General features: G+C 61.4%; 18 protein-coding genes and 3 pseudogenes. 13 read left to right on the forward strand and 8 right to left on the reverse strand.

Annotation, left to right across the window (positions count from 1 at the left end; genetic code table 11):
• Positions 1 to 60: 60 nt before the first annotated feature.
• The 5 genes and pseudogenes from ACIU1A_RS20010 to ACIU1A_RS20030 form a co-directional block, all read right to left on the reverse strand.
• A complete protein-coding gene (locus tag ACIU1A_RS20010; RefSeq protein ID WP_140513435.1) occupies positions 61 to 1,002 on the reverse strand; it encodes an ABC transporter permease in 942 nt (313 codons plus the stop codon).
• 190 nt (positions 1,003 to 1,192) lie between these two features.
• Positions 1,193 to 2,704, reverse strand: coding sequence for an ABC transporter substrate-binding protein (locus ACIU1A_RS20015; RefSeq protein ID WP_181171806.1), 1,512 nt, complete (start codon positions 2,702 to 2,704; stop codon positions 1,193 to 1,195).
• A gap of 101 nt (positions 2,705 to 2,805) precedes the next feature.
• Positions 2,806 to 3,428, reverse strand: a pseudogene (locus tag ACIU1A_RS20020) (amino acid synthesis family protein).
• Complete coding sequence (locus ACIU1A_RS20025; protein WP_404925080.1) at positions 3,425 to 3,817, reverse strand: carboxymuconolactone decarboxylase family protein; 393 nt, start codon at positions 3,815 to 3,817, stop codon at positions 3,425 to 3,427. The pseudogene ACIU1A_RS20020 and the gene ACIU1A_RS20025 overlap by 4 nt, the downstream one beginning before the upstream one ends.
• A gap of 17 nt (positions 3,818 to 3,834) precedes the next feature.
• Positions 3,835 to 4,614, reverse strand: a complete 780-nt coding sequence (locus tag ACIU1A_RS20030) for an alpha/beta fold hydrolase (protein WP_404925081.1) — start codon at positions 4,612 to 4,614, stop codon at positions 3,835 to 3,837.
• 191 nt (positions 4,615 to 4,805) lie between these two features.
• Between ACIU1A_RS20030 and ACIU1A_RS20035 the strand changes: the two genes are divergently transcribed.
• The 4 genes from ACIU1A_RS20035 to ACIU1A_RS20050 all read left to right on the forward strand — a co-directional run bounded on the left by ACIU1A_RS20035 (position 4,806) and on the right by ACIU1A_RS20050 (position 8,129).
• The gene (locus ACIU1A_RS20035; RefSeq protein WP_404925082.1) at positions 4,806 to 5,486 is read left to right on the forward strand and encodes a GntR family transcriptional regulator; all 681 of its coding nucleotides are present in this window, start codon (positions 4,806 to 4,808) and stop codon (positions 5,484 to 5,486) included.
• Positions 5,483 to 6,463, forward strand: a complete 981-nt coding sequence (locus ACIU1A_RS20040) for an aldo/keto reductase (protein ID WP_404925083.1) — start codon at positions 5,483 to 5,485, stop codon at positions 6,461 to 6,463. Before ACIU1A_RS20035 ends, ACIU1A_RS20040 begins: the two co-directional genes overlap by 4 nt.
• 81 nt (positions 6,464 to 6,544) lie before the next feature.
• Positions 6,545 to 7,225 (forward strand): GntR family transcriptional regulator, encoded by a 681-nt coding sequence (locus ACIU1A_RS20045; protein ID WP_140498504.1) that lies wholly within the window; start codon positions 6,545 to 6,547, stop codon positions 7,223 to 7,225.
• A complete protein-coding gene (locus ACIU1A_RS20050) occupies positions 7,203 to 8,129 on the forward strand; it encodes an alpha/beta fold hydrolase (protein WP_140513424.1) in 927 nt (308 codons plus the stop codon). The genes ACIU1A_RS20045 and ACIU1A_RS20050 overlap by 23 nt, the downstream gene beginning before the upstream one ends.
• Before the next feature lie 92 nt (positions 8,130 to 8,221).
• Here the strand turns inward: ACIU1A_RS20050 and ACIU1A_RS20055 are convergent.
• Positions 8,222 to 8,766, reverse strand: a pseudogene (locus ACIU1A_RS20055) (glycerol-3-phosphate dehydrogenase); the annotation flags it as partial.
• A gap of 123 nt (positions 8,767 to 8,889) precedes the next feature.
• Between ACIU1A_RS20055 and ACIU1A_RS20060 the strand changes: the two are divergent.
• The 8 genes and pseudogenes from ACIU1A_RS20060 to ACIU1A_RS20095 all read left to right on the forward strand — a co-directional run bounded on the left by ACIU1A_RS20060 (position 8,890) and on the right by ACIU1A_RS20095 (position 16,807).
• On the forward strand, positions 8,890 to 9,930 hold the full coding sequence (locus ACIU1A_RS20060; RefSeq protein WP_404925084.1) for a metallophosphoesterase family protein: 1,041 nt from the start codon (positions 8,890 to 8,892) through the stop codon (positions 9,928 to 9,930).
• Positions 9,931 to 9,968: 38 nt separating this feature from the next.
• Positions 9,969 to 11,173, forward strand: a pseudogene (locus ACIU1A_RS20065) (ABC transporter ATP-binding protein).
• Between the two features lie 2 nt (positions 11,174 to 11,175).
• Positions 11,176 to 12,090, forward strand: a complete 915-nt coding sequence (locus tag ACIU1A_RS20070) for a carbohydrate ABC transporter permease (RefSeq protein ID WP_404927975.1) — start codon at positions 11,176 to 11,178, stop codon at positions 12,088 to 12,090.
• Between the two features lie 29 nt (positions 12,091 to 12,119).
• Positions 12,120 to 12,980: a carbohydrate ABC transporter permease gene (locus tag ACIU1A_RS20075; protein ID WP_140525325.1), complete on the forward strand. Its 861-nt coding sequence runs from the start codon at positions 12,120 to 12,122 to the stop codon at positions 12,978 to 12,980.
• A gap of 120 nt (positions 12,981 to 13,100) precedes the next feature.
• Positions 13,101 to 14,375, forward strand: coding sequence for an ABC transporter substrate-binding protein (locus ACIU1A_RS20080; RefSeq protein WP_140513416.1), 1,275 nt, complete (start codon positions 13,101 to 13,103; stop codon positions 14,373 to 14,375).
• 109 nt (positions 14,376 to 14,484) lie between these two features.
• Positions 14,485 to 15,318, forward strand: coding sequence for a phosphodiesterase (locus ACIU1A_RS20085; protein WP_404925085.1), 834 nt, complete (start codon positions 14,485 to 14,487; stop codon positions 15,316 to 15,318).
• Positions 15,315 to 16,100: an inositol monophosphatase family protein gene (locus ACIU1A_RS20090; protein WP_404925086.1), complete on the forward strand. Its 786-nt coding sequence runs from the start codon at positions 15,315 to 15,317 to the stop codon at positions 16,098 to 16,100. Before ACIU1A_RS20085 ends, ACIU1A_RS20090 begins: the two co-directional genes overlap by 4 nt.
• Before the next feature lie 26 nt (positions 16,101 to 16,126).
• Complete coding sequence (locus ACIU1A_RS20095) at positions 16,127 to 16,807, forward strand: HAD family phosphatase (RefSeq protein WP_140567202.1); 681 nt, start codon at positions 16,127 to 16,129, stop codon at positions 16,805 to 16,807.
• A gap of 241 nt (positions 16,808 to 17,048) precedes the next feature.
• Here ACIU1A_RS20095 and ACIU1A_RS20100 read toward each other — a convergent pair whose 3' ends face one another.
• Complete coding sequence (locus tag ACIU1A_RS20100) at positions 17,049 to 17,111, reverse strand: hypothetical protein (protein ID WP_224619724.1); 63 nt, start codon at positions 17,109 to 17,111, stop codon at positions 17,049 to 17,051.
• Positions 17,108 to 19,075: an AI-2E family transporter gene (locus ACIU1A_RS20105; protein WP_140513410.1), complete on the reverse strand. Its 1,968-nt coding sequence runs from the start codon at positions 19,073 to 19,075 to the stop codon at positions 17,108 to 17,110. The genes ACIU1A_RS20100 and ACIU1A_RS20105 overlap by 4 nt, the downstream gene beginning before the upstream one ends.
• 169 nt (positions 19,076 to 19,244) lie before the next feature.
• On the opposite strand from ACIU1A_RS20105, the gene ACIU1A_RS20110 reads away from it, so the two are divergent.
• A complete protein-coding gene (locus tag ACIU1A_RS20110; protein ID WP_404925087.1) occupies positions 19,245 to 19,589 on the forward strand; it encodes a DUF3182 family protein in 345 nt (114 codons plus the stop codon).
• Positions 19,590 to 19,595 lie beyond the last annotated feature (6 nt).

Here is a 19,595-nt window from a genome sequence, read left to right on the forward strand (position 1 = left end):
GATGATCACCAGAAGCGTCAGGCCAAGGACCAATCGGAATGGAAGTTTTCTCATTGGATGCTAAGCCGATGTTCGCACGAGCGGATTGACGAGGCTGTAGGTCACGTCCGCCACAAGGTTGAGGATCATCACGCCGACGATGATCACCATTCCAACCGACAGCATGACAGGAAAATCCCGGGACGAGATCGCTTCCACCAGAAGCCGGCCCATGCCCGGCATCGAAAAGACGGTTTCGGTGACGACCGCGCCGCCAACCAGTTGTCCAAGCGAAAGACCGGCATAGGTGATCAAGGGCAATATGCTGTTGGGCAGAATGTGCCGGTAGGAAATGCGCGCCTCGGACAGCCCCTTCGAACGCGCGGCCTGGATGTAGAGGCTGCCTTTCACCGACTGGTATTCGGCTTTATAGACGAGCGTGAAGGAGCTGAAATAAAAGGTCGTAAGCGTGATGACGGGCAGGATCATGTGGATGAGATGCTGCCCGGCGCCCCGTGACCACGGCGACCATCCGGTCGTCGGCAGCCAGCGGAGCTGAACCGAAAAAAGGTAGATCAGCAGCAGTCCGAGAAAGAAATTGGGCACGGTGATGCCGACGATGCTGACGGCGGCGGTGAGCCGGTCCACCAGCTTTTTCATGAACGTCGCCGAATTGATCAGCGTGGCCCCCAGGAATGCGATGAGGATCGCCCAGGATGCCAGCTCAAGCGTTAGAGGAAGGGCATCCGCGATCATTTGCGCGACAGGCTGTTGGGTGGAATAAGACCGGCCCAGGTCGCCCGACAATGCGGCGCTGATCCAGTTCCAGTAACGCGACAGGATGGGCTGGTCGAAGCCTAGCTTCGCGTTGAGTTCGGCGATCGATTGGGGGGATGCGTTCTCCCCCAGCATGATCGCCGCCGGCGTCCCCAGAAAGGACGTCACCGACGTGAACAGCAGAAACGTCAGAACGATAACGTTCGGAACCATGATCGCTATGCGGGAAAGTACAAGCGCAAGCATGCCGGCCTCAGTTCATCGCGAAGGATTGAAGAAACGTCTCCGGGGAGCCCGTCTCGCAAAGCGGGCGGTTGGGGCACATCCGATGGGCGGCGGTCATAATGGCGATCAAGTTCCTCTACCGGTTGCAGGCGGGACCGGGTCCACCCGCGCCAGACGCCGCGGCGCGGCGCGCCGCGGCAAAGCATGAAGATCAGGCCTGCGTTTTCCAGACGTAACGGAACCGCGGGATCTCGTCCGGCATCGGAGCGAACCCTTTGACGGTGTTGCGCATGGCGTTGAATTCGATGCTGAACCCGACGGGCATGTAAGGCAGATCGGCAGAAATCTGACGCTGGATCTTTTCGTACAATTCCTTGCGGCGCGCCTGATCGGAAATTACCCGCGCTTCATCGATCCATTTGTCCACTTGGTCATTCTTGTAGCCCGTGGAGTTCGCGGTGCCTTTGCTGGAGAAGAGATAGTGGATCAGGCCGTCGGGATCCGCCCGTTGCGTCCAGCGCATCGGCGTGAAGCGTATCTCGCCTGAGACCGCCTTTGCGTAGTAGTCGCTTTGGGGGACCGGCTCGAGCTCAATGTTGAGGCCGATCGCGTCGAGGTCTTCCTTGGCAAGTTCGGCAAAGCGTCGCAGCGTATCGCCGCTTGGCGCCGCAAGCTTGATGGTGGTGCCCTTCAGGCCGGAATCAGCCACGATCTTGCGCGCCTTTTCCGGATCGTATTCGTAGTGCACCAGATCGGTTGGGGTCCACCACAGGCCGTCTGGCGTGAAGCTGTCGGAAATCTTGCCTTGCCCCGCCCATATGATCTGGTTGATGCGGTCGCGGTTGAGGCCATGCGCGATGGCCTGGCGCAGTTCCGGCTTGTTATATGGCTCGGCGTCCCACCGCCACTGGTAGGAATACCAGACGCCACCCTTCGACGGCACAAGCTCGATGTCCGGGCTGGCCTTGGAAAGGCGCGTATCCAACGGATCAAGCTGGCTTATGAAATCCAGTTCACCGATGGCCATGCGCTGAATGCCGACGACGTTCGTCGGAATGTCATGGAAGGTAATGCCGTCGAGATATGGCATTCCCTTCTGCCAATAGCTGTCGTTCTTGGTGAGCGCGATGCGCGACCCGCGGACCCATTCGCCGAAAACGAACGGACCGGTCCCGACAGGATTGGAACCGACGTCGCTGCCGTATTTCTTGGCCGCAGTTGGCGAAGCCATCAGCCCTGCGCGGTCGGCAAACAGCGCCAGCAGCGGCGGATAAGGTTCCTTCATGTCGATGGCGACGGTGAATTCGTCCAGCACTTCGACATTCTTGACGCCTTCCAGCAACTTGAGCTGCGATGAGTTGCCTTTCGGATCGAGACGCGCATCAAGGTTCCATTTCACGGCCTCGGCGTTGAACGGTGTGCCGTCATGGAACTTCACGCCTTCCTGCAGCTTCAGGACCACGCGCTTGCCGTCGTCCGAAAACTCCCAGCTTTTCGCCAGGGCAGGCTTCAGGGAGAAGTCCGCCTCGGTCTCGAGAAGCGTATCGAATATCAGGAAAAGGATCTGCCGCTCGGTCCATTGCGACGACTGAAGCGGGTCGAGCGTGCGGACGTCGCTGATGAAGCCGACGTTGAGCGTGCCGCCGGTGACCGGCTGGGTATCTTGAGCCAGCGCTACCGCCGGCAAAGAGGCCACGATTGCGAAGCCGCTGACGGCGGCCATAAATTGCCTTCTATCCATGACAAATCCTCCGTTGGTTCAGTTCCCGATATTATCGGCATTGCCGTTATTGGCCTCCGGGCAAGGACCCGGAGGCTTGCGCGTTATTTGCTCTCGGCTGGCAGCGGCCGGCCGGCCTGATCGACTCCCATGATCCGCATGTCGTTGAACCGATCGCCGATGCGATGGTGCGGACGCCCGCCGCTCGCGGCGCCCAAGGCGATGACGATCTCGTCATCCGCAGGCGCGTCGGGAATGGTGAATTCCACGGTCAGAAAATGAGCGCGGCTTCCCTTCTTCTCAGCGTCCTTGTGGGTCAAGGGAACGGTGAGCGCGGTGCCGGCGCCGGCACGCTTGTTCGTGAACGGGAGAAAGGAATCGCCACCAGCGGCGATGCGGAAGACATTGCCGAAATGCAGCGTGTGGATCAGGCCGGCCGCGTGTTCGACTTCGCCGTCCGTCCCGGTCACCGCGCACTTTCCAAACGCTTCTATCCTGTCCGGACCGCCCATGATCGCCACCAGGCGAGGCACGAGGGCATCCGTGAGAGCCTTGGCGTGCTCCATGATGTGCGGTTGCAGGTCCTCGACGAATGCCGATCCTGCCCAGGGATTACGGATTACCGCCGCGCAGGCGGCCATGCGAAGCGGAACCGGCGCGACGCGCCCCCTTCGATCAGCGTGTCCTCGACGAAATCGACGATCTTGCGCATCAGGACCCCAGTCATTTTTCCACTCCGCCGGCTGCGAGTTCGGCAAGCACGCGGTTGGCGAGGCGATGGCATTCGACGCCGACAGGAACGCCGCAATAAATCGTGAGATGGGTTATCAACGCGTCCAGCTCGTCACGGGTGACCCCGTTGCGAAGGGCGCCGCGAAAATGCAGTTCCCACTCATGCATGCGGTTGAGCGCGGCAATCATGACGATGTTCAGCATGCTGCGGGTCCTGGCATCCAGCCTGTCGTCGCCCCAGGCCGTTCCCCAGCAATATTCTGTGATAAATGACTGAAAGCCCTTGGAAAACTCGGTTGCCTTGCTCAGCGAATTTTCAACATATTCGCTGCCGAGCGTCGCCTTGCGCCGCTCCAGCCCACGCTCAAATAGCGTCTCGTTCATTCGTCTTCCCTTCATTTTCAGCGTGGACGCAAAAGGAACTCGCGCACATGGTCGGACACCAGCTTGGATGCCTCGACCAGGACGCTGTGCTTCAGGCCGGCCAGAATGCGTAATTCCGAATCGGGGATCAGCCGGTGCATCGTCTCGGCCATCCGGACATTCGACCCCTGATCGAATTCGCCTGTCATCACCAGCGTTGGCTGTCTGATCTCGGGAAGCCGATCCACCAGTTCGGTAAGGCCGAACACCCGATACGCCTCCAGGTAAGACGGCACGTGGACAGCCTTGAGCTCGGCAATTCGCCGCTCGATCACATAGGGATGGCGCTCGGCGAATTCCTTGGTGAACCAGCGGTCGTGCGCAGCACCAACGACTGCGTCCATACCGCCGTCGCGGATCATCTGCAGGCGCGCCACAACCTTCTCACGTTCGGCGGGGGTGCGCCCCGCAACTGCGGAAAGAAGCACGACGCGCTCAAACCGGTCCGAATAGGAACAGGCCAGTTCTTGCGCGATCAAGCCCCCCAATGAAAAGCCGACCAGATGGGCTTTGGGCACGCCGGCGTCCTCCATCACCCGAACGATATCGGCGGCAAACTTCTCGACGGAATATTCCGAATCGATGTGCGCGGACTGACCATGACCGCGCAGGTCGGAGCGAATAATGTCGAAGCTGCCCTCCAATTGGAGGCTGACGTCGTCCCAGCTTTGCAGGTTGGCGCCGACACCGTGCACCAGCACGAGAGGATGGCCCTTACCGCTTCTCTCATAGGCGATGAGATCGTCTTTGGTGCGCATCGGCGCCATCCCAGGTCCCTCGTTCGAACTCGATTTTTTTGGTATACCGACAGACAGGCATATGGTCAACCGTATTTGAATCGGCTACTTGTGATGAAAGAGTCGAACGCGTAGCTGTCATGGAAGGAACGACGGGAGAGGACGCCGCCATGCATGAATGGACGGACTGGTCGATTGCGGATTCGCCGACATTGCGCGAGCAGACCGTTGTCACGCTGCGCGAGGCGTTGTTCAACGAAGTGTTCAAGCCGGGTGACAAGCTGGTGGAACGGAAGCTCGCCGAGCAGACCGGCGTAAGCCGCACAAGCATTCGGGAAGCGCTGAGCCAGCTTGAGTCCGAAGGGCTTGTGACTCGGGTAGCCGGCAAGGGCATGTTCGTGACCCGCTTGTCGGAACGGGAAGTCCGGCAGATCTACGAGGCCCGCGCAATCCTGGAATCGGCCATGGCGCGCCTGTTTGTCGAACGGGCCAGCCAGGAACAAATGGACGAATTGGCGCGGCGTATTTCGGAAGCAGGCGAAACCGACACCTCCGAGCTTGCCAGGCAGCATGCTGAGAAGCTCGACGCGGTGTGGGACATCATCATGCAAGGCGCAGGCAACGACATCACGAGGCAAATGACCTTTCTCCTGCATGGCCGCGTCACCTATCTGCGCACCGTCACCACCCGCGTCGCCTCGGCTGAACGGCGCAGGAATACGATGGCCTTGCTCCACGGCATTTTCGACGCGCTGCGCGCGCGCGATGCCGACCTCGCCGAAAAGCTCACGCGCGGGTATGTCGAAAGATCCGCGGCTTTCGCGCTGTCGCTGCTGCGGGACTCCGGGCAGAACGCCAAATCCTCATCACGCAAGCAACGGATCGACACATGAACTATGTCAGGCTCGGCAAGAGCAATCTGAAGGTGTCCCGGCTATGCCTCGGCGCGATGGGATTCGGATCCGCGGGATGGCGGGCCTGGGTGCTCGATGAGAAGGCGTCGGCGCCGATCGTTGCGCGCGCCCTCGACCACGGCATCAACTTCTTCGACACCTGCGACTTCTATTCGGCTGGCGAGAGTGAACGCATTCTCGGCCAGATACTCGTTCTCAAGCAGCCGCGCGACAGCTTCGTCATCGCCACCAAGGCGGGAAACCCGATGGCCGCGCATTGCAACGGCCGCGGCTACTCCAGAAAGCACCTGTTCAAGGCAATCGACGATTCGTTGGTCCGCCTTGGAACCGATCACGTGGACCTCTTCCAGACGCATATCTGGGACAAGGACACCGACCTCGACGAACTGGTCGATGCCATGGCGGATATCGTGCGCGCCGGAAAGGCGCTCTATGTAGGCGTCACGACGATGCCCGGCTGGACACTCGCAAAATGCCGTGCGGCTGCCAGCGCACGCGACCTTCCGGCATTCATCTCGATGCAATGCGAATACAATCCCGCTCATCGGGAGTGCGAGCGGGAACTGCTTGCCTACTGCCGCCACGATGATGTTGCCCTGATACCGTTCAGCCCGATCGCGCGCGGCTTCCTTGCCGCGGACCGCCGCAATCCCGGCCAGCAGACGGCGCGCACGAAAAGCGACGACTATACGCAGAAATATTACCACCGCGACGGCGACCACGCCGTGCGCGAAGCCGTCGCTGCCGTTGCCGCCGACATCGGAAAGACACCGGCGCAGGTGGCTCTCGCCTGGACATTGGCGCGCCCCGGCATTACCGCGCCCATCTTCGGAGCGACCTCGACAGACCATGTCGACGAGGCAGTCGCAGCATTGGACATAGTGCTTACCCCCGAACATATCGACCGCATCGACGGGGCCTACGAGCCACGGCCGCTGAACGCCTCAGGCCACTGAATGAAGCACAATGCTTGCGGTAAGCTGATATGCTTGTGAAATTGCACTCGTCCGCGCAGGTTTCAAAGGAGCAAATCCGCCGTGTATGATCTGCGAGTCCATGCTCCGCCGCGCCTGTACACGCAGGTGGCCGATACCATCCGCAACGCCATCGTCGTCGGAGAACTGGCGCCGGGAGAGCGGCTGGTGGAGCGCACGCTTTGCGAGCGCATGGGCGTTTCACGGACGTCGCTCAGGGAAGCGATGCGCGAGCTCGAGAACGAGGGCCTGGTCACGAACCTGCCCAACCGGGGGCTTATCGTCTCTGTCGTCGATCCCAAGATCGCGAAGGACATTTTTGACCTTCGCGAGGCGCTGGAGGCGCTTGTATGCAGGTTGTTTTGCGAGAATGCGACTGACGATCATATCACGCGTTGTCGGGGCGTGTATGACGAGCTGATGGAAACCTATCGCGTCGGTGTGGCGCGCGAAATGATAGCTGCAAAGACTAGATTCTACGACGTCTTGATAGCGGGCGCGAACAATTCCGAGGCGGAACGGATGCTTCGCAGCATCCATATGCGGGCCTCACAGTTGCGCATGATTTCTCTTTCCGATGCAGAGCGGCGAAAGGCATCTCAGGAAGAGCTGGCAGCCCTGCTCGACGCCCTGGTGAACCGCAGGGCATCGGATGCCGAGCGGCTTGCAAAAAAGCATGTACGCAAAGCCGCCCAGTTCGCGCTCGGGATGATCGAACAGCTTGAAAACCAATCCGTCAGCTGATCGGCGGCGCTTGAAAGCGCGAGACGCCGCCCGTCCGCCGCTACCCGCGGCGACGGTGAAGGAGAATTATGTCGTGGCGGGCGGCATCCGTACGCGCTATTTCGAAGCTGGCAGCGGACCGGCCGTGATCCTTCTGCACGGCTCGTCACTGGCGATCGATGCCTGGTCCACCTGGCACAACACCATCCCGGCACTCGCGCATGACTTCCGGGTGCTGGCGCCCGATCTGGTCGGCTTCGGTCTCTCGGATGCGCCGGTGGACGGGAAACACGTTCCCCGCCTCGAAAGGCGGCATCACGTTTCAGCATTCATCGAAGCGCTCGGCATTACCCGATGCGCGCTCGTCGGCCATTCCGAAGGCGGTTTCATCGCGGCAATGCTCGCCGTTGAAAAGCCGGGTCTGGTCGATAAGGTGGTCGTCGTGAGCAGCGGTGCGACCTCCCCGCGCCTCGGCGGAAATGAGGACCACGCTTGGCAGGCAGCAGCGGCAGCAGCGTATAATGTGCTCGAGGGATGCGACACCGAGGAAGACTTTCTGCGAACCAATGCGAGGCTAAGCACGAAGAATCCGCCGGAGTTCGTGGAGCTGCTAAAAAAGAACTACCGCCTGGCCTGCGAGTCCGGTCAGTTGGAGCGCTTCAAGCAGGCTGCCCGGAAAAAGGACGACACCGAATATACCCAGATCCAGGAGGACCATCTCCTTCCGCATTTGCCCACCATGCAGGCCAAGCTGTTCATAGCCTGGTCAGGCTGCGACGAAACCGTGCCGGTGGCGCGCGGCATCAAGCTGCTGGAACGCGCGCCGCAAGCCGACATGCACATTTTCGCCAATGCCGCTCACATGGTCATGATCGATCGCCCACGCGAATTCAACGGAGTTGTCCGGGACTGGCTTGGCAGCTAGCGCCGGTCAAACCATCCAGCTTATGACCCACAGCAAGTCGTCCCAAGAGGGCCGCCATGCCGCGGGAGGATGTCCTCGGGCGTGCGCCCTCACTCCCTCGCCACCAGGTAACGCGCTTCCGAGTCGTAGAGCAGCCCGCCATAGTGCTGCCCGAGGTCGGACATGCCAGCCGTGGCGCCCACCACCTCCTGGCCGCGTGCCGTAGAGCCACCGTAAGGATGAACGAGGGCGCGCGGCATCCACGGCCATGTTTTGCACAATCCGTTGACGAAAGGCTCAAAGTCCGCGTTCGGCATGTTGCCGCCCGGCAGCGGCACACTCGCGGTCCAGTCGCCCCCATCTGCGGAAAGATATGTTCGAGGCGATGGAGGCCGCGCTAGGCCAATTTCCGGAAGGTCGTGATCTTGCCGCCGAAGACATTGAACAGTGGCGTGCCCCCGGTCTCGTCAAGGTCGAAGACGTAGTCGCGCGTAACCGCCGAAGGGTTCCCATTGCCGTCGTCGAACAACAGCCGCACGCCCCAGAACGCATACAGCAAATCCTGGGGGCGCAGCTTCTCTTTGAAGTAGCGGTTCACGGCCGCGCTCAAATACTCGATCTCGGTCTGGTCGATCTGCACCGCTTCGGCAGCACCCTCTAGGCGCCGCAGTTCGAGGTGCGGCTACGGTCGCGATTTTTGTCTTGATATTTTTATCAAGCTGTGAAATTTTTTTCATTCGAAAGCTGGAGGAAGTTTTCCGCACCTCAGAATGCCCTGACAATGGGCATCGGACGGAGAACACGATGGGAGGTTCAATATGCCGGTCCAAGCCGTTTCAACCGAGTGAGCCTTTCCTGCGGGAGACGCCGCGTCCTGGACCTAAAAATCCGACGTCGTCGTCACACCTTCACATGCAAGGGAAAGAGTGCATCCGGCTTCAGGCGCTTTTTTCAAAACGACGAGATCAACGCCGCGAGACCGGCAAAGGTTCCAGAACGTCCGATGACGCGAATAGTGCAGATTTCCGATACCCATCTCAGCCCTGGCAAGCGACATTTCCATGCCAACAGCCAGCCGCTCCTCGACTGGCTGAAGGAAAGCGATGCCGACCTCGTTATCCATACAGGCGACGTCACCGTGGATGGCGCCGATGTCGAGGAGGACATGCGCTATTGCGCCGAGATGATGGACTCCATCGGACTGCCCTATCTCGCCGTGCCGGGCAATCACGACGTGGGCGAGCCCAAGCATCTCTATCAGCCAGTCAACGCAGAACGCCTGGCCCGCTGGCGACGTCATTTCGGGCCGGACTGGTGGCATCGCGACATCGAGGGCTGGCGCCTGATCGGACTCGATTCGATGCTGTTCGGCAGCGACGAGCCGGCCGAAACGGAGCAGATCGCGTGGCTGGAAAACGCCATGCGCGAAGCGTCCGGGCGCCGGATCGGCTGGTTCACCCATCGCCCGCTCTTCATCGGCGAGCCGACCGAAGGCGACGTTGGATACTGGGCGCCCACTCCCGAGCCTCGCGCGCAACTGCTCGACATGGTGCGCCGCTACGACGTGGCCTTCGTGGCCAGCGGCCACCTGCACAAACTCTACGATCGTCAACTCGGCGGCGTCCGGTACCTGTGGGGGCCGTCGTCCGGCTTCCTCGTCGAGGCGCACTTGCAGCCGGAAGGGATGGCCGGAGAAGCCACCTTGGGCGTGCTCGTCTACGACTTTTCCGGGTCCGATTTCACCGTGCGGCCTCATGAAATTCCGGGCCTCACACCCTTTTTCATCGGTGATGTCGTGCATGAGGTCTATCCACCGAGATAGCGCCTCTACCCAATTGTTCGCGAAACGGAGCAACCCCAGTGGTTGCAGTGGAAATAAAGAACCTTTCGAAGTCCTTCGGGCCCCACCGGGTTCTCAAAGACATCAACCTGTCCATCAACGATGGCGAGTTCCTGACGCTTGTCGGCCCCTCCGGCTGCGGAAAATCGACGCTCATCCGCATCATCGCCGGCCTCGAGCCGCAAACCTCGGGCTCGATCCTCGTCGATGGCGCGCCGATCGATCATCTGAGGCCGCATGAGCGGCGCATCGCCATGGTGTTCCAGAGCTACGCGCTCTACCCGCACATGTCCGTCTTCAACAACATGGCGCTGCCCCTGACGATGACCGGGCTTAGCCTCTACGAGCGCCTGCCGCTCGTCCGCCTACCTCGTCCCGGCGCCGCAAGGTGATGCAGGAGATCGGCAAGCAGGTCAGGGGCATCGCGGCGCAACTTCAGATTGAACCTCTTTTAGAGCGCAAGCCCGCCCAGCTCTCCGGCGGCCAGCGTCAGCGCGTCGCGCTCGGTCGCGCCATGGTGCGCCAGCCCGCCGCTTTCCTGATGGACGAGCCACTTTCTAACCTCGACGCCAAGCTGCGCGTCCACATGCGTAGCGAGCTGGCCGAGCTTCACCAGAGACTCGGCGCGACATTCGTCTACGTCACGCACGACCAGGTCGAGGCGATGACCATGTCAAGCCGGGTCGCCATGATGGAAGGCGGAGACATCCTTCAACTCGGCACGCCCGACGAACTCTACGACAGGCCGGCCAACGTCCAGGTCGCCCAGTTCATCGGCAGCCCGACGATCAACCTGATTCCCGTGACGGTGGGGGTCGGTGGGCGGCTGGAATTGCTCGGAAAGCCTCTGCCGATCGGCACCGCCCTCCCCGCCGGAGAGAAAGCGACGATCGGCGTCCGCCCGGAAATGATCCTGCCCGGCGCGGTCTCGGGCCAGTCGGCGGACCAGGTCCCGCTTCCGGCGAAGCTGCGGCGCAGCGAGCATCTCGGCTCCGAGAAGATCCTGCATTTCGATGTTCCCTCGCTCCCTGGGATCTTGGTGACCTCGCGCATAGGCGCGGGCGTGCCGGACGGTGAGGTCGAGAACACCGAACTCTTGTTCCATCCCTCGGCCTGCCATGTCTTCGATGCCGCCGGAAACCGCGTGGAACCCCAAGTTTCCCAAGACGCGGCCACCGCCGCCAAGGGAAAGCTGCGCCTCGCAGAGGGAGCGCGCGCATCATGAGCCTGACCGCGGTCCCCGCTCCGCCCGCCCGGCCCGGTGCCCGGCAGGCCTTCATCGAGAGGCTGGTCGCCGGCGGCTTCGCGCTGCCTGCCCTGCTTTTGCTGGTGCTGACGATTCTCGTGCCGCTCGGCGTGCTCGGTTATCTCAGTTTCACCGACTACGAGCTCGGCGAGGTCGATGTCCATTATGTCGGCCTGCAAAACATCACCGACGCGCTGACCGATCCGGAATTCCGCCGCGCACTCAAGAACACGCTCGTCTACGTCGCGATCGTCCTGCCCGGCTCGGTGATCCTGTCGCTGCTCGTCGCCGTCCTCGTTCACCGCCGCAGGCGCACCCGCTCGCTCTACGAAATCATCTACTTCCTGCCTGTGACCTCGACCTTCATCGCCATGGCGACGGTGTGGCAGTTCCTGCTGCACCCCAGCCTCGGCCCGGTGAGCGCGGTGCTGCGCTGGCTCGGCATCGGCGAGGTCGCCTTCCTGAGCAATCCCTCGCTGGCGCTGCCGACGCTTGCCGTGATCGGCATCTGGCAACTGGTCGGCTTCAATATGATCCTGTTTCTGGCCGGCCTCTCGACCATTCCAAAGGACCTCTACGAAGCCGCCGAGATCGACGGCTGCGGCGGCGAAATCGACCGCTTCCTGACGATCACGTGGCCGCTGCTGGGACCGACGACCATGTTCGTCATCGTCACCAGTTCGATCACCGCCTTCAAGGTGTTCGACACGGTGGCGGTGCTGACCCATGGCGGTCCGGTGGGATCGACCGAGGTCCTGCTCTACAAAGTCTACCTCGAAGGCTTCCAGTACTTCCGCATGGCGTATGCGTCGGTCCTCACCTTCATCTTCCTCATTTTCATTCTGGTCTTCTCGATCCTCCAGACCGTCGTCATGGACCGCAGGGTGCATTACTGATGACCGACACAACCATCACTGCTCCCGCGATGACGGGCACAACAACCACACCAGCTGGCTCCGCCGGCCGGCGCTTCGCCTCTCTGTTCATCACTCACGGCATCCTGATCACCGGCGCGGCCTTCATTCTCCTGCCTTTCCTGTGGATGCTGGTGACCTCGATCAAGCCGCCGGAAGAGGTGTTCAACGCCCAGCTCAGGATCTGGCCGAAGCATTTCTACGGCTTCGAGAATTATGCGATGGCGCTGACCAGCGCGCCGCTGCTGCGCTTCGCTCTCAACGGCGTCATAGTGTGCGGCGGCATCCTCATCATCCAGCTTCTGGTCGCCATCCCATGCGCCTACGCGTTGGCCAAGCTGAAGTTCCCGGGCCGCAACCTGCTTTTCGTCCTCGTCCTGCTCGGCCTATGCGTGCCCGAACAGGTGCCGGCGCTGCCGATCTACATCGCGCTGGCGAAGATGGACCTGCTGAATACCTATTTCGCCATGATGGTGCCCTTCTTCCTCTCAGTCTTCGCGATCTTCCTGTTCAGGCAGTTTTTCCGTTCCTTCCCCGACGACATCATTCATGCCGCGCGGCTCGACGGGATGAGCGAGTTCGAGATCGTGTGGCGCATCGTCACGCCCAGCGCCATGCCGGCGATCGCCGCCTTCGCGGTGTTTTCCTTCGTCGCGCACTGGAACGACCTCTACTGGCCGCTAATCGTCATATCCGACGTCAACCTGGCGCCGCCGCCGCTCGGCATGATGTTCTTCTCGGACGCCGAAGCCGGCACCAACTACGGCGCACTGACCGCCGCCGCGACCATCCTGACCGCGCCTCTGCTGCTCGCGTTCCTGTTCGCACGCCGCCGCTTCATCGAGGGCGTCACGATGACCGGCGTGAAATAAAACTGACAACTGGCGCGGCTAGAAGCCCGGTCGCGCCGTTCCCCCACACCTTTCGCGGGGCAAGGCGGCATCATCGCCTCAAGAGCATCGGGCAAATCGCATAACCGGAGGAAAGCCTTAATGAAATTCCTGTCAAAGATCATCGCGGCCTCGGCCGTATTGCTGGGAGCGGCGTCGACAGCGCTGGCCCAGTCTCCCGTGACGCTCGACGTCTACTACGCATTCCCGGCCTTCGCGAAGTTCCATGAGCCGCTGGCCGCGGAATTCATGAAGGAACATCCCGACATCAAGATCCAGTTCCGCGCGCCGGCGGCCAGCTACGACGAAGGCCACCAGGCCATGCTGCGGGCCTCCATCACCAACAACCTGCCCGACGTCTATTATTCGGGCTATCACGTCCTGCATGAATTGGTCGGCAAGCTGAAGGCGCGCAACCAGATATTGGACCTCGGCACGATGATGGACGCCGAGTCCAAGGAATGGCGCGACGCCAACTACGCCGACAACATTCTCGACCTCGGCCGGGTGGACGGCAAGCTCTACGGACTGGCCTTCAACGCTTCCATGCCGATCATGTTCTACAATGCCGACCTGGTTAAAAAGGCCGGCGGCGATCCCGACAACATGCCCACCGACTGGCCGGGCATCATGGAACTCGCCAAGAAGATCAAGGCCACAGGTTCCGGCATCGCCGGCCTCGCCTACAATATTCATGACTGGCCCGACGAATGGCTCTGGGACGCCATGTTGATGCAGGGCGGCGGCGAGCTGACCAAGGACGGCAAGGTGGCCTTCGGCGACGAGCACGGCCTGAAGGCGCTGGAATATTTCCGCAGCTTCGTCACCGATGCCGGCATGCCGTTGATCGACTGGGATCAGTCGCGCCAGGCCTTTATCGCCGGCCAGATTGGCATCTTCTTCGATACGCCTGCCCGTCTCAGCCAGGATACCGAACTGATCGGCGACCGATTCAAGCTGCGTACCGCGGTCTTCCCGGTCGACGACAAGGAAAAGGGTGGCCTGCCCACAGGCGGCAACGCGGCGGTGATCACTGCCTCCGACCCGGCAAAGCAGAAGGCGGCCTGGGAATTCCTTAAATTCGTCACCGGCCCCAAGGCGCAGGAGCAGGTCGTGAAGATGAGCGGCTACCTCCCGACCAACAAGGCCGCCACCGGGACCGACTATCTCGGCCCGTTCTACGAAGCGAACCCGAATTACGCCACCGTTGCCAAGCAGATGGCACTGTCGCGCCCGTGGCCCGGCTATTCGGCGGGCAACACGGTCCGCATCTGGCGCACCCAGCGCGAGATCATCAGCAAGGTCATGAGCGGCGACGTATCCATCAAGGACGGGCTCGACAGCCTCGTCTCCGAAACACAGGCACTCATGAAATAAGTCGCCATGCCACGCGCGCCGGCCGGCTTCGGCTGGCGCCCCCTTTAAGGTGGCGCCGATGTGGCGCCCTTCTTGTGTCAGCCCTCCCTTCACACTGCCGGACCTCCCGATGCTCATTGCACAGATCAGCGATTTTCATATCCGACCCGACGGCCAGATGGCCTATGAGGGTCTCGAGACCAACACCATGACTCGTCGTGCCATCGCGACCGTCGCCGCGCTCGATCCAGCGCCTGATTGCATCCTCGTCAGCGGCGATCTCGCCGATTGCGGTCGCCCGGAAGAGTATGCGCTGGTCGCCGACATGCTGTCGGCCCTGCCCATGCCCGTCTTCGTTATCCCTGGCAACCACGACCGGCGTGAGACAATGCGCGAGGTGATGGCGCCGAAATTCCCCTATCTGAGCCAGTCGCCGGATTTCCTGCATTATACGATCGAGGACCTTCCGGTCCGCCTCATCGGGCTGGACACGGTGCAGCCGGGCGAGGACGGTGGTGCGATCTGCGAGCGGCGCGAAGCCTGGCTCGGTAAGCGGCTCGCCGAGGGCGACGGCCGCCCGACCTTCGTCTTCATGCACCATCCGCCCTTTCCCGTCGGCGTGCACGGCATGGACATCATGATGTGCGTCGTCGGCGACGGCTTCCGCGACATGATCAGGTCCCACGCCGAAATCGAGCGTGTGGCCTGCGGGCACTATCACCGGCCCATCACCACGCGCTTTGCCGGCACGGTCGGCTTCGTCGCGCCGGGCGTCGCGCACCAGGTCGCGCTCGATCTTCGTCCGGGCGAGCCCAATCGCTTCATCTTCGAATCGCCGGCCTTCGCCCTGCACGCCTGGTCGCCGCAGACCGGTGTCGTTTCGCACGTCGTCCCGATCGGCGATTTCGGCCCCGCCCACGATTTCATCACCGATGTCGACTACCCCGGGAAAAACGAGACATGAGCGACTACCGTCAAATCCTGAAAGACGCCGATGCCATCGCACGCAAGGCAGCCGCGACGTTGATGTCGATGCGCGAGGAGCGCCTCGACGTCACGCGCAAGGAAGGGCTGGACATTGTCACCGCCGCCGATCTCGCTTCGGAGCGCATTGTCATCGACGGGCTGCGCGCGCTTACGCCGCAAGCTTCCATCCTGTCGGAAGAAGCCGGCACGACGGGAATCTTGGGCGAAAGCCGCTGGATCGTCGACCCGCTCGACGGCACGATAAACTACGCGTGCGGCCTGCCGTGGTTCTCCGTCACCATGGCCTATCAGGAGCAGAGTGTGACGAAGGTCGGCCTGACCGTCGCGCCCGCCGCCGGCTTCGAGGCGCACTACACCAGCGAGGGGATCGCGACCGTCAACGGCAAGACGGCCAATGTGTCGACAACTGCAAGACTGGCCGATGCGGTCATTGCCGTCGTGCTGACGTCGCACTTTTCGGCCGAGGAGGTGGCGCGCACCGCAGAGATCGTGCGGCGGCTCGGCGTCGGCGCGCGCGGCGTGCGCGTTATCGTCTCAGGGGCCTTTGAATATTCGATGGTCGCCGCCGGCCAGCTCGATGCGGCGGTTTCGATCAAGGCCGACGTCGTGTCCTACGCGGCTGCCATGCCGCTGCTACGCGCAGCAGGAGGCAAGGTCACCACGCTTTCAGGTGTCGACTCCACAGACGAGGACACGCAGAAGGTCGGCTCGAACGGGCTCATTCACGACGAACTTCTTGAAGCGCTACGCGGCCTGTGACACCTGGCGCGCAAACCGGAGCGAGCATGCAAGACACATTGATCATATTCGACTGCGACGGCGTGCTGGTCGACAGCGAACCGCTGGCGGCGCTTGCCTACGGGCGGGTCTATTCGAAACACGGCATGGAACTCGACCCGCAGGCGGTCCTGCAATGCGTCGGCATGAAGCAGACCGACATCCTGGAGCGCATCAGGCTCACGACCGGCCATCGTCTTGAGGAGCATCAGACCACGGATTTATGGGACGAGGTGAAAGCGCTCTTCACCGAAAGTCTGCAGCCGATGGCGGGCCTGAAGCCCTTCCTTGAACAGCTGTCCAATCCCCGCTGCGTCGCCTCATCCTCCTCGCTGGAGCGGATACATCACAGCCTTTCGGTCACAGGGCTCGCGAGATTCTTCGGCGAGAACATATTCTCATCGTCAATGGTCGCGCGCGGGAAGCCCGCCCCCGACATCTTCCTGTTCGCCGCGGATCAGATGAGCATCGAACCGAAGCACTGCGCGGTTGTCGAGGACTCGCCTTTCGGCGTGCAGGGCGCAGTCGCCGCCGGCATGACGGCGATCGGCTTCATCGGCGGCGGCCACACCTATCCGGGGCATGCCGAGAAACTGCGCGTGGCTGGCGCCCGAACCATCTGCGCCGACTGGGACGAAGTCGCGCGCGAACTCGTTTCTCTGGAGTTGATCGCACCCGTCTCCGTTTAGATTTCAGGCCCAGCGAAAGCCGGGCAGCAGATAATCCGGCACCGCCCTTCCTGCTCGAACACCGTCGAAAGCGCGCGTCGTCGAATGTACCAGATAGGTAGGATTCCGTAATTGGGGCCGGAACAAGAGCTGTTTCAGAATCTGCTTAAGGTCGAACGGAGAGCGAACACCCGGATGTTCGCTGTGGATGCGCGATTGCCAGCGAACTTTCGAAACTACCTGCCGGTGCCAGAGGTACCGCTCACATGATCATTATCAGGTAGCCGAAGTTGGTCCAAAAAGAGGCCGTGCCGTTGACGATCACCGCACCGGCTGAGCCAACGAATCGTCCAATTGCACCGTCGCCGCCACGCCCTGACGAGCGCGAGGCCGCCTTAGATTTCTTTGCTTTCTCTTTTTCACTTGACGCGGTTCTTCGTTTGAAAGCGCACCCGTCACGCAGTCGACCACGTTGAACGCAACAAAGTCCGCTTCCAATTGCTCGGCGAGGCCCGCCGCATCCTCCCTGGGCTTGTCATGGGTGTCGTGCCAGAGCGCGATTCCGATGCGTGCACGCGGTGCGAGTCGCCTCAAGCGCCTCACGACGAACACCGCGTGTTTGAACGAATCGCGGTTGAGGAAGCCCACGACGACTGCGTCGCGAGCTTCAAGCGGAAGTTTCCGGATCCGCGCGGGGAGGAGGTCACGGTGGCTCGCGGCCACGCAATCCGCACCCTCGATCGAAATGACCTGCGCGAGCATCGCAGCGGCCACATCGTCGAGGTCTCCGCGCCCGCCGATACACAGCACTGACTTCCCAGCACCATCCGGGAGATCAGGCGCAAACTCGGCTTGATCCTCATCCTCTTCGCCCGGATCCGCGCTCGCGCCTTCTTTTTCCGCGTGCTCGTCTTCTTCCTCTTCTTCTTCCTCCGCGGCGATCTCGTTGAGGTTGGCCACCAGGGTGCGGGCGTTTTCGGCAAGGTTCGCCAACTGACTTGCCGTCAGTGCGCCCCGAGCCCGGTCCTGTTCACCAAGCAGCAACGCCGGAATCGCAACCGTGCTGTGGAACTCGATCAGGTATTTCTCCTCGAGCATTTCTTCCGCGTTGTCGGTGGCTTCGTCGATATCGTCGGCAAGAAGCCGCTGGTACAGACGCTCCTTCGGGTCAAGCACCGGCTCATCGCCAAACAGGATCTGCAGGAATTCGAACTGGGGCACGTGCCGTCCAAGCACGACAAGGCAGACGGTCAACGGCGTCGACAGCACCAAGCCGACCGGGCCCCATAGCCAAGCCCAGAAAACGGCGGCTACGATGATCGCCAGCGGCGAGAGGCCCGTGTGCGAGCCGTAAAGCCAGGGCTCGACGATGTTGCTGATTACGAGCTCGGCCAAGATGAAGAGAGCGCCAGTCCATACCAGTAAGCTCCAGCCGGGAGCCACTGCGAAGGCAAGAAACAAAGGTATCACCGCCGCGATAACCGGACCGATAAAGGGTACGAAACGCAAGACAACGGCCAACATGCCCCATAGCAGGGCATTGGGAATGCCAAGAAACCAAAGACCTATCGCAAGGGGCACGCCGTAGACGATGTTCACGACCAATTGCATGAGCAGATATTGTCCGACGCGACTGCCTGCATCCTGCAATGCCTGGGTCGTGCGATGGAGATCGCTGTAGCCCACAAGGCGAATGAATCGATCCCGCAATTCTTCACGCTCGAGCAGCATGAAAATCACCACGATGATGACAAGGCCGGTCGTGGCGAGTGGTCCGATCAGCGGCTCGATGATGTTCCTCAGCGTCTCTATCGGACGCTGGGGCGAGAATATCTGAACCAGAAGCGGATCCTGCTGCTTCGTGGTTTGCTCCACATCTGCCTGCCCGCTGGATTGGGATTTGTTTATCTCAGTGTTGACGCGCTCGAACACCTTGCCGAGCCGGCTGATAAGGCCGTCTTCGGATCCTGTTTCTTTCAAAGTCCGAATCTTCTCGAGGATGTTGGATTGGTATGTCGGAATGTCCTGCGCGACCTGGCTCACCTGCGTGGCAACGATCAGGCTGAACAGCGACACGAGGACGAAGGCCGATGCAACCGCGCCAAGCACAGCGATCATTCGCGGCAGCTTCAACTTTCGGAGCAAAGAAACAATCGGCGCCAACGCAAATGTGAGAAGGACCGCTATTGCCAATGGCAGCAGGACCTCCTTGGCGACGTAAAGAATGGCGACGGTAGCAATCATCGCCACGACGGTTGCCAACTTCGATGTCATAAAAGCAGGGGGCATGATGGGACCTATCTGCAATCTCGCGATTAAGAGGACGGCCATGGCCTAACCGCGCAAAGCGTGCGCTGGTCCATATACTGGCACCTCCTCAGCTTCTGGCCAATGACCTGGTTCGTTACACCGCATGTGTGATGATCTCGAACTTTTGCAGGGCATGTAGCCCAAAGGTGTGGATCATCGGACATCTGCAGCGTCCCTCGCAGGCCCAAAAGATTTCTTTGGCGGCGTGCTTCCTACCCGGCTGGCAATGACCAAGGTCATCACGCATGGCGTGACCGGCGCGTCCGTATTTCGGCCTGGTGACTGGCCAGCGGAATTCGCTGAACGGATCAGCGCTGCGGTTTTGCCGGGCTACAACACGTTCTCCCGAGCCGACACTTTGAAAGCGGCGGATTGTCGGCCGCAGCCGACGCTACCGTGCATTTTCGGCGAGAGGATCCCGACGAGGGTGCCATCACGCGCTACACGGCGGTTACGCGGAAATCCGTTTAGCGATGATCAAGGGAGTGATTGACGAACT

It is taken from the genome of Mesorhizobium maamorense (genome assembly GCF_044998965.1).
GTDB lineage: Bacteria > Pseudomonadota > Alphaproteobacteria > Rhizobiales > Rhizobiaceae > Mesorhizobium.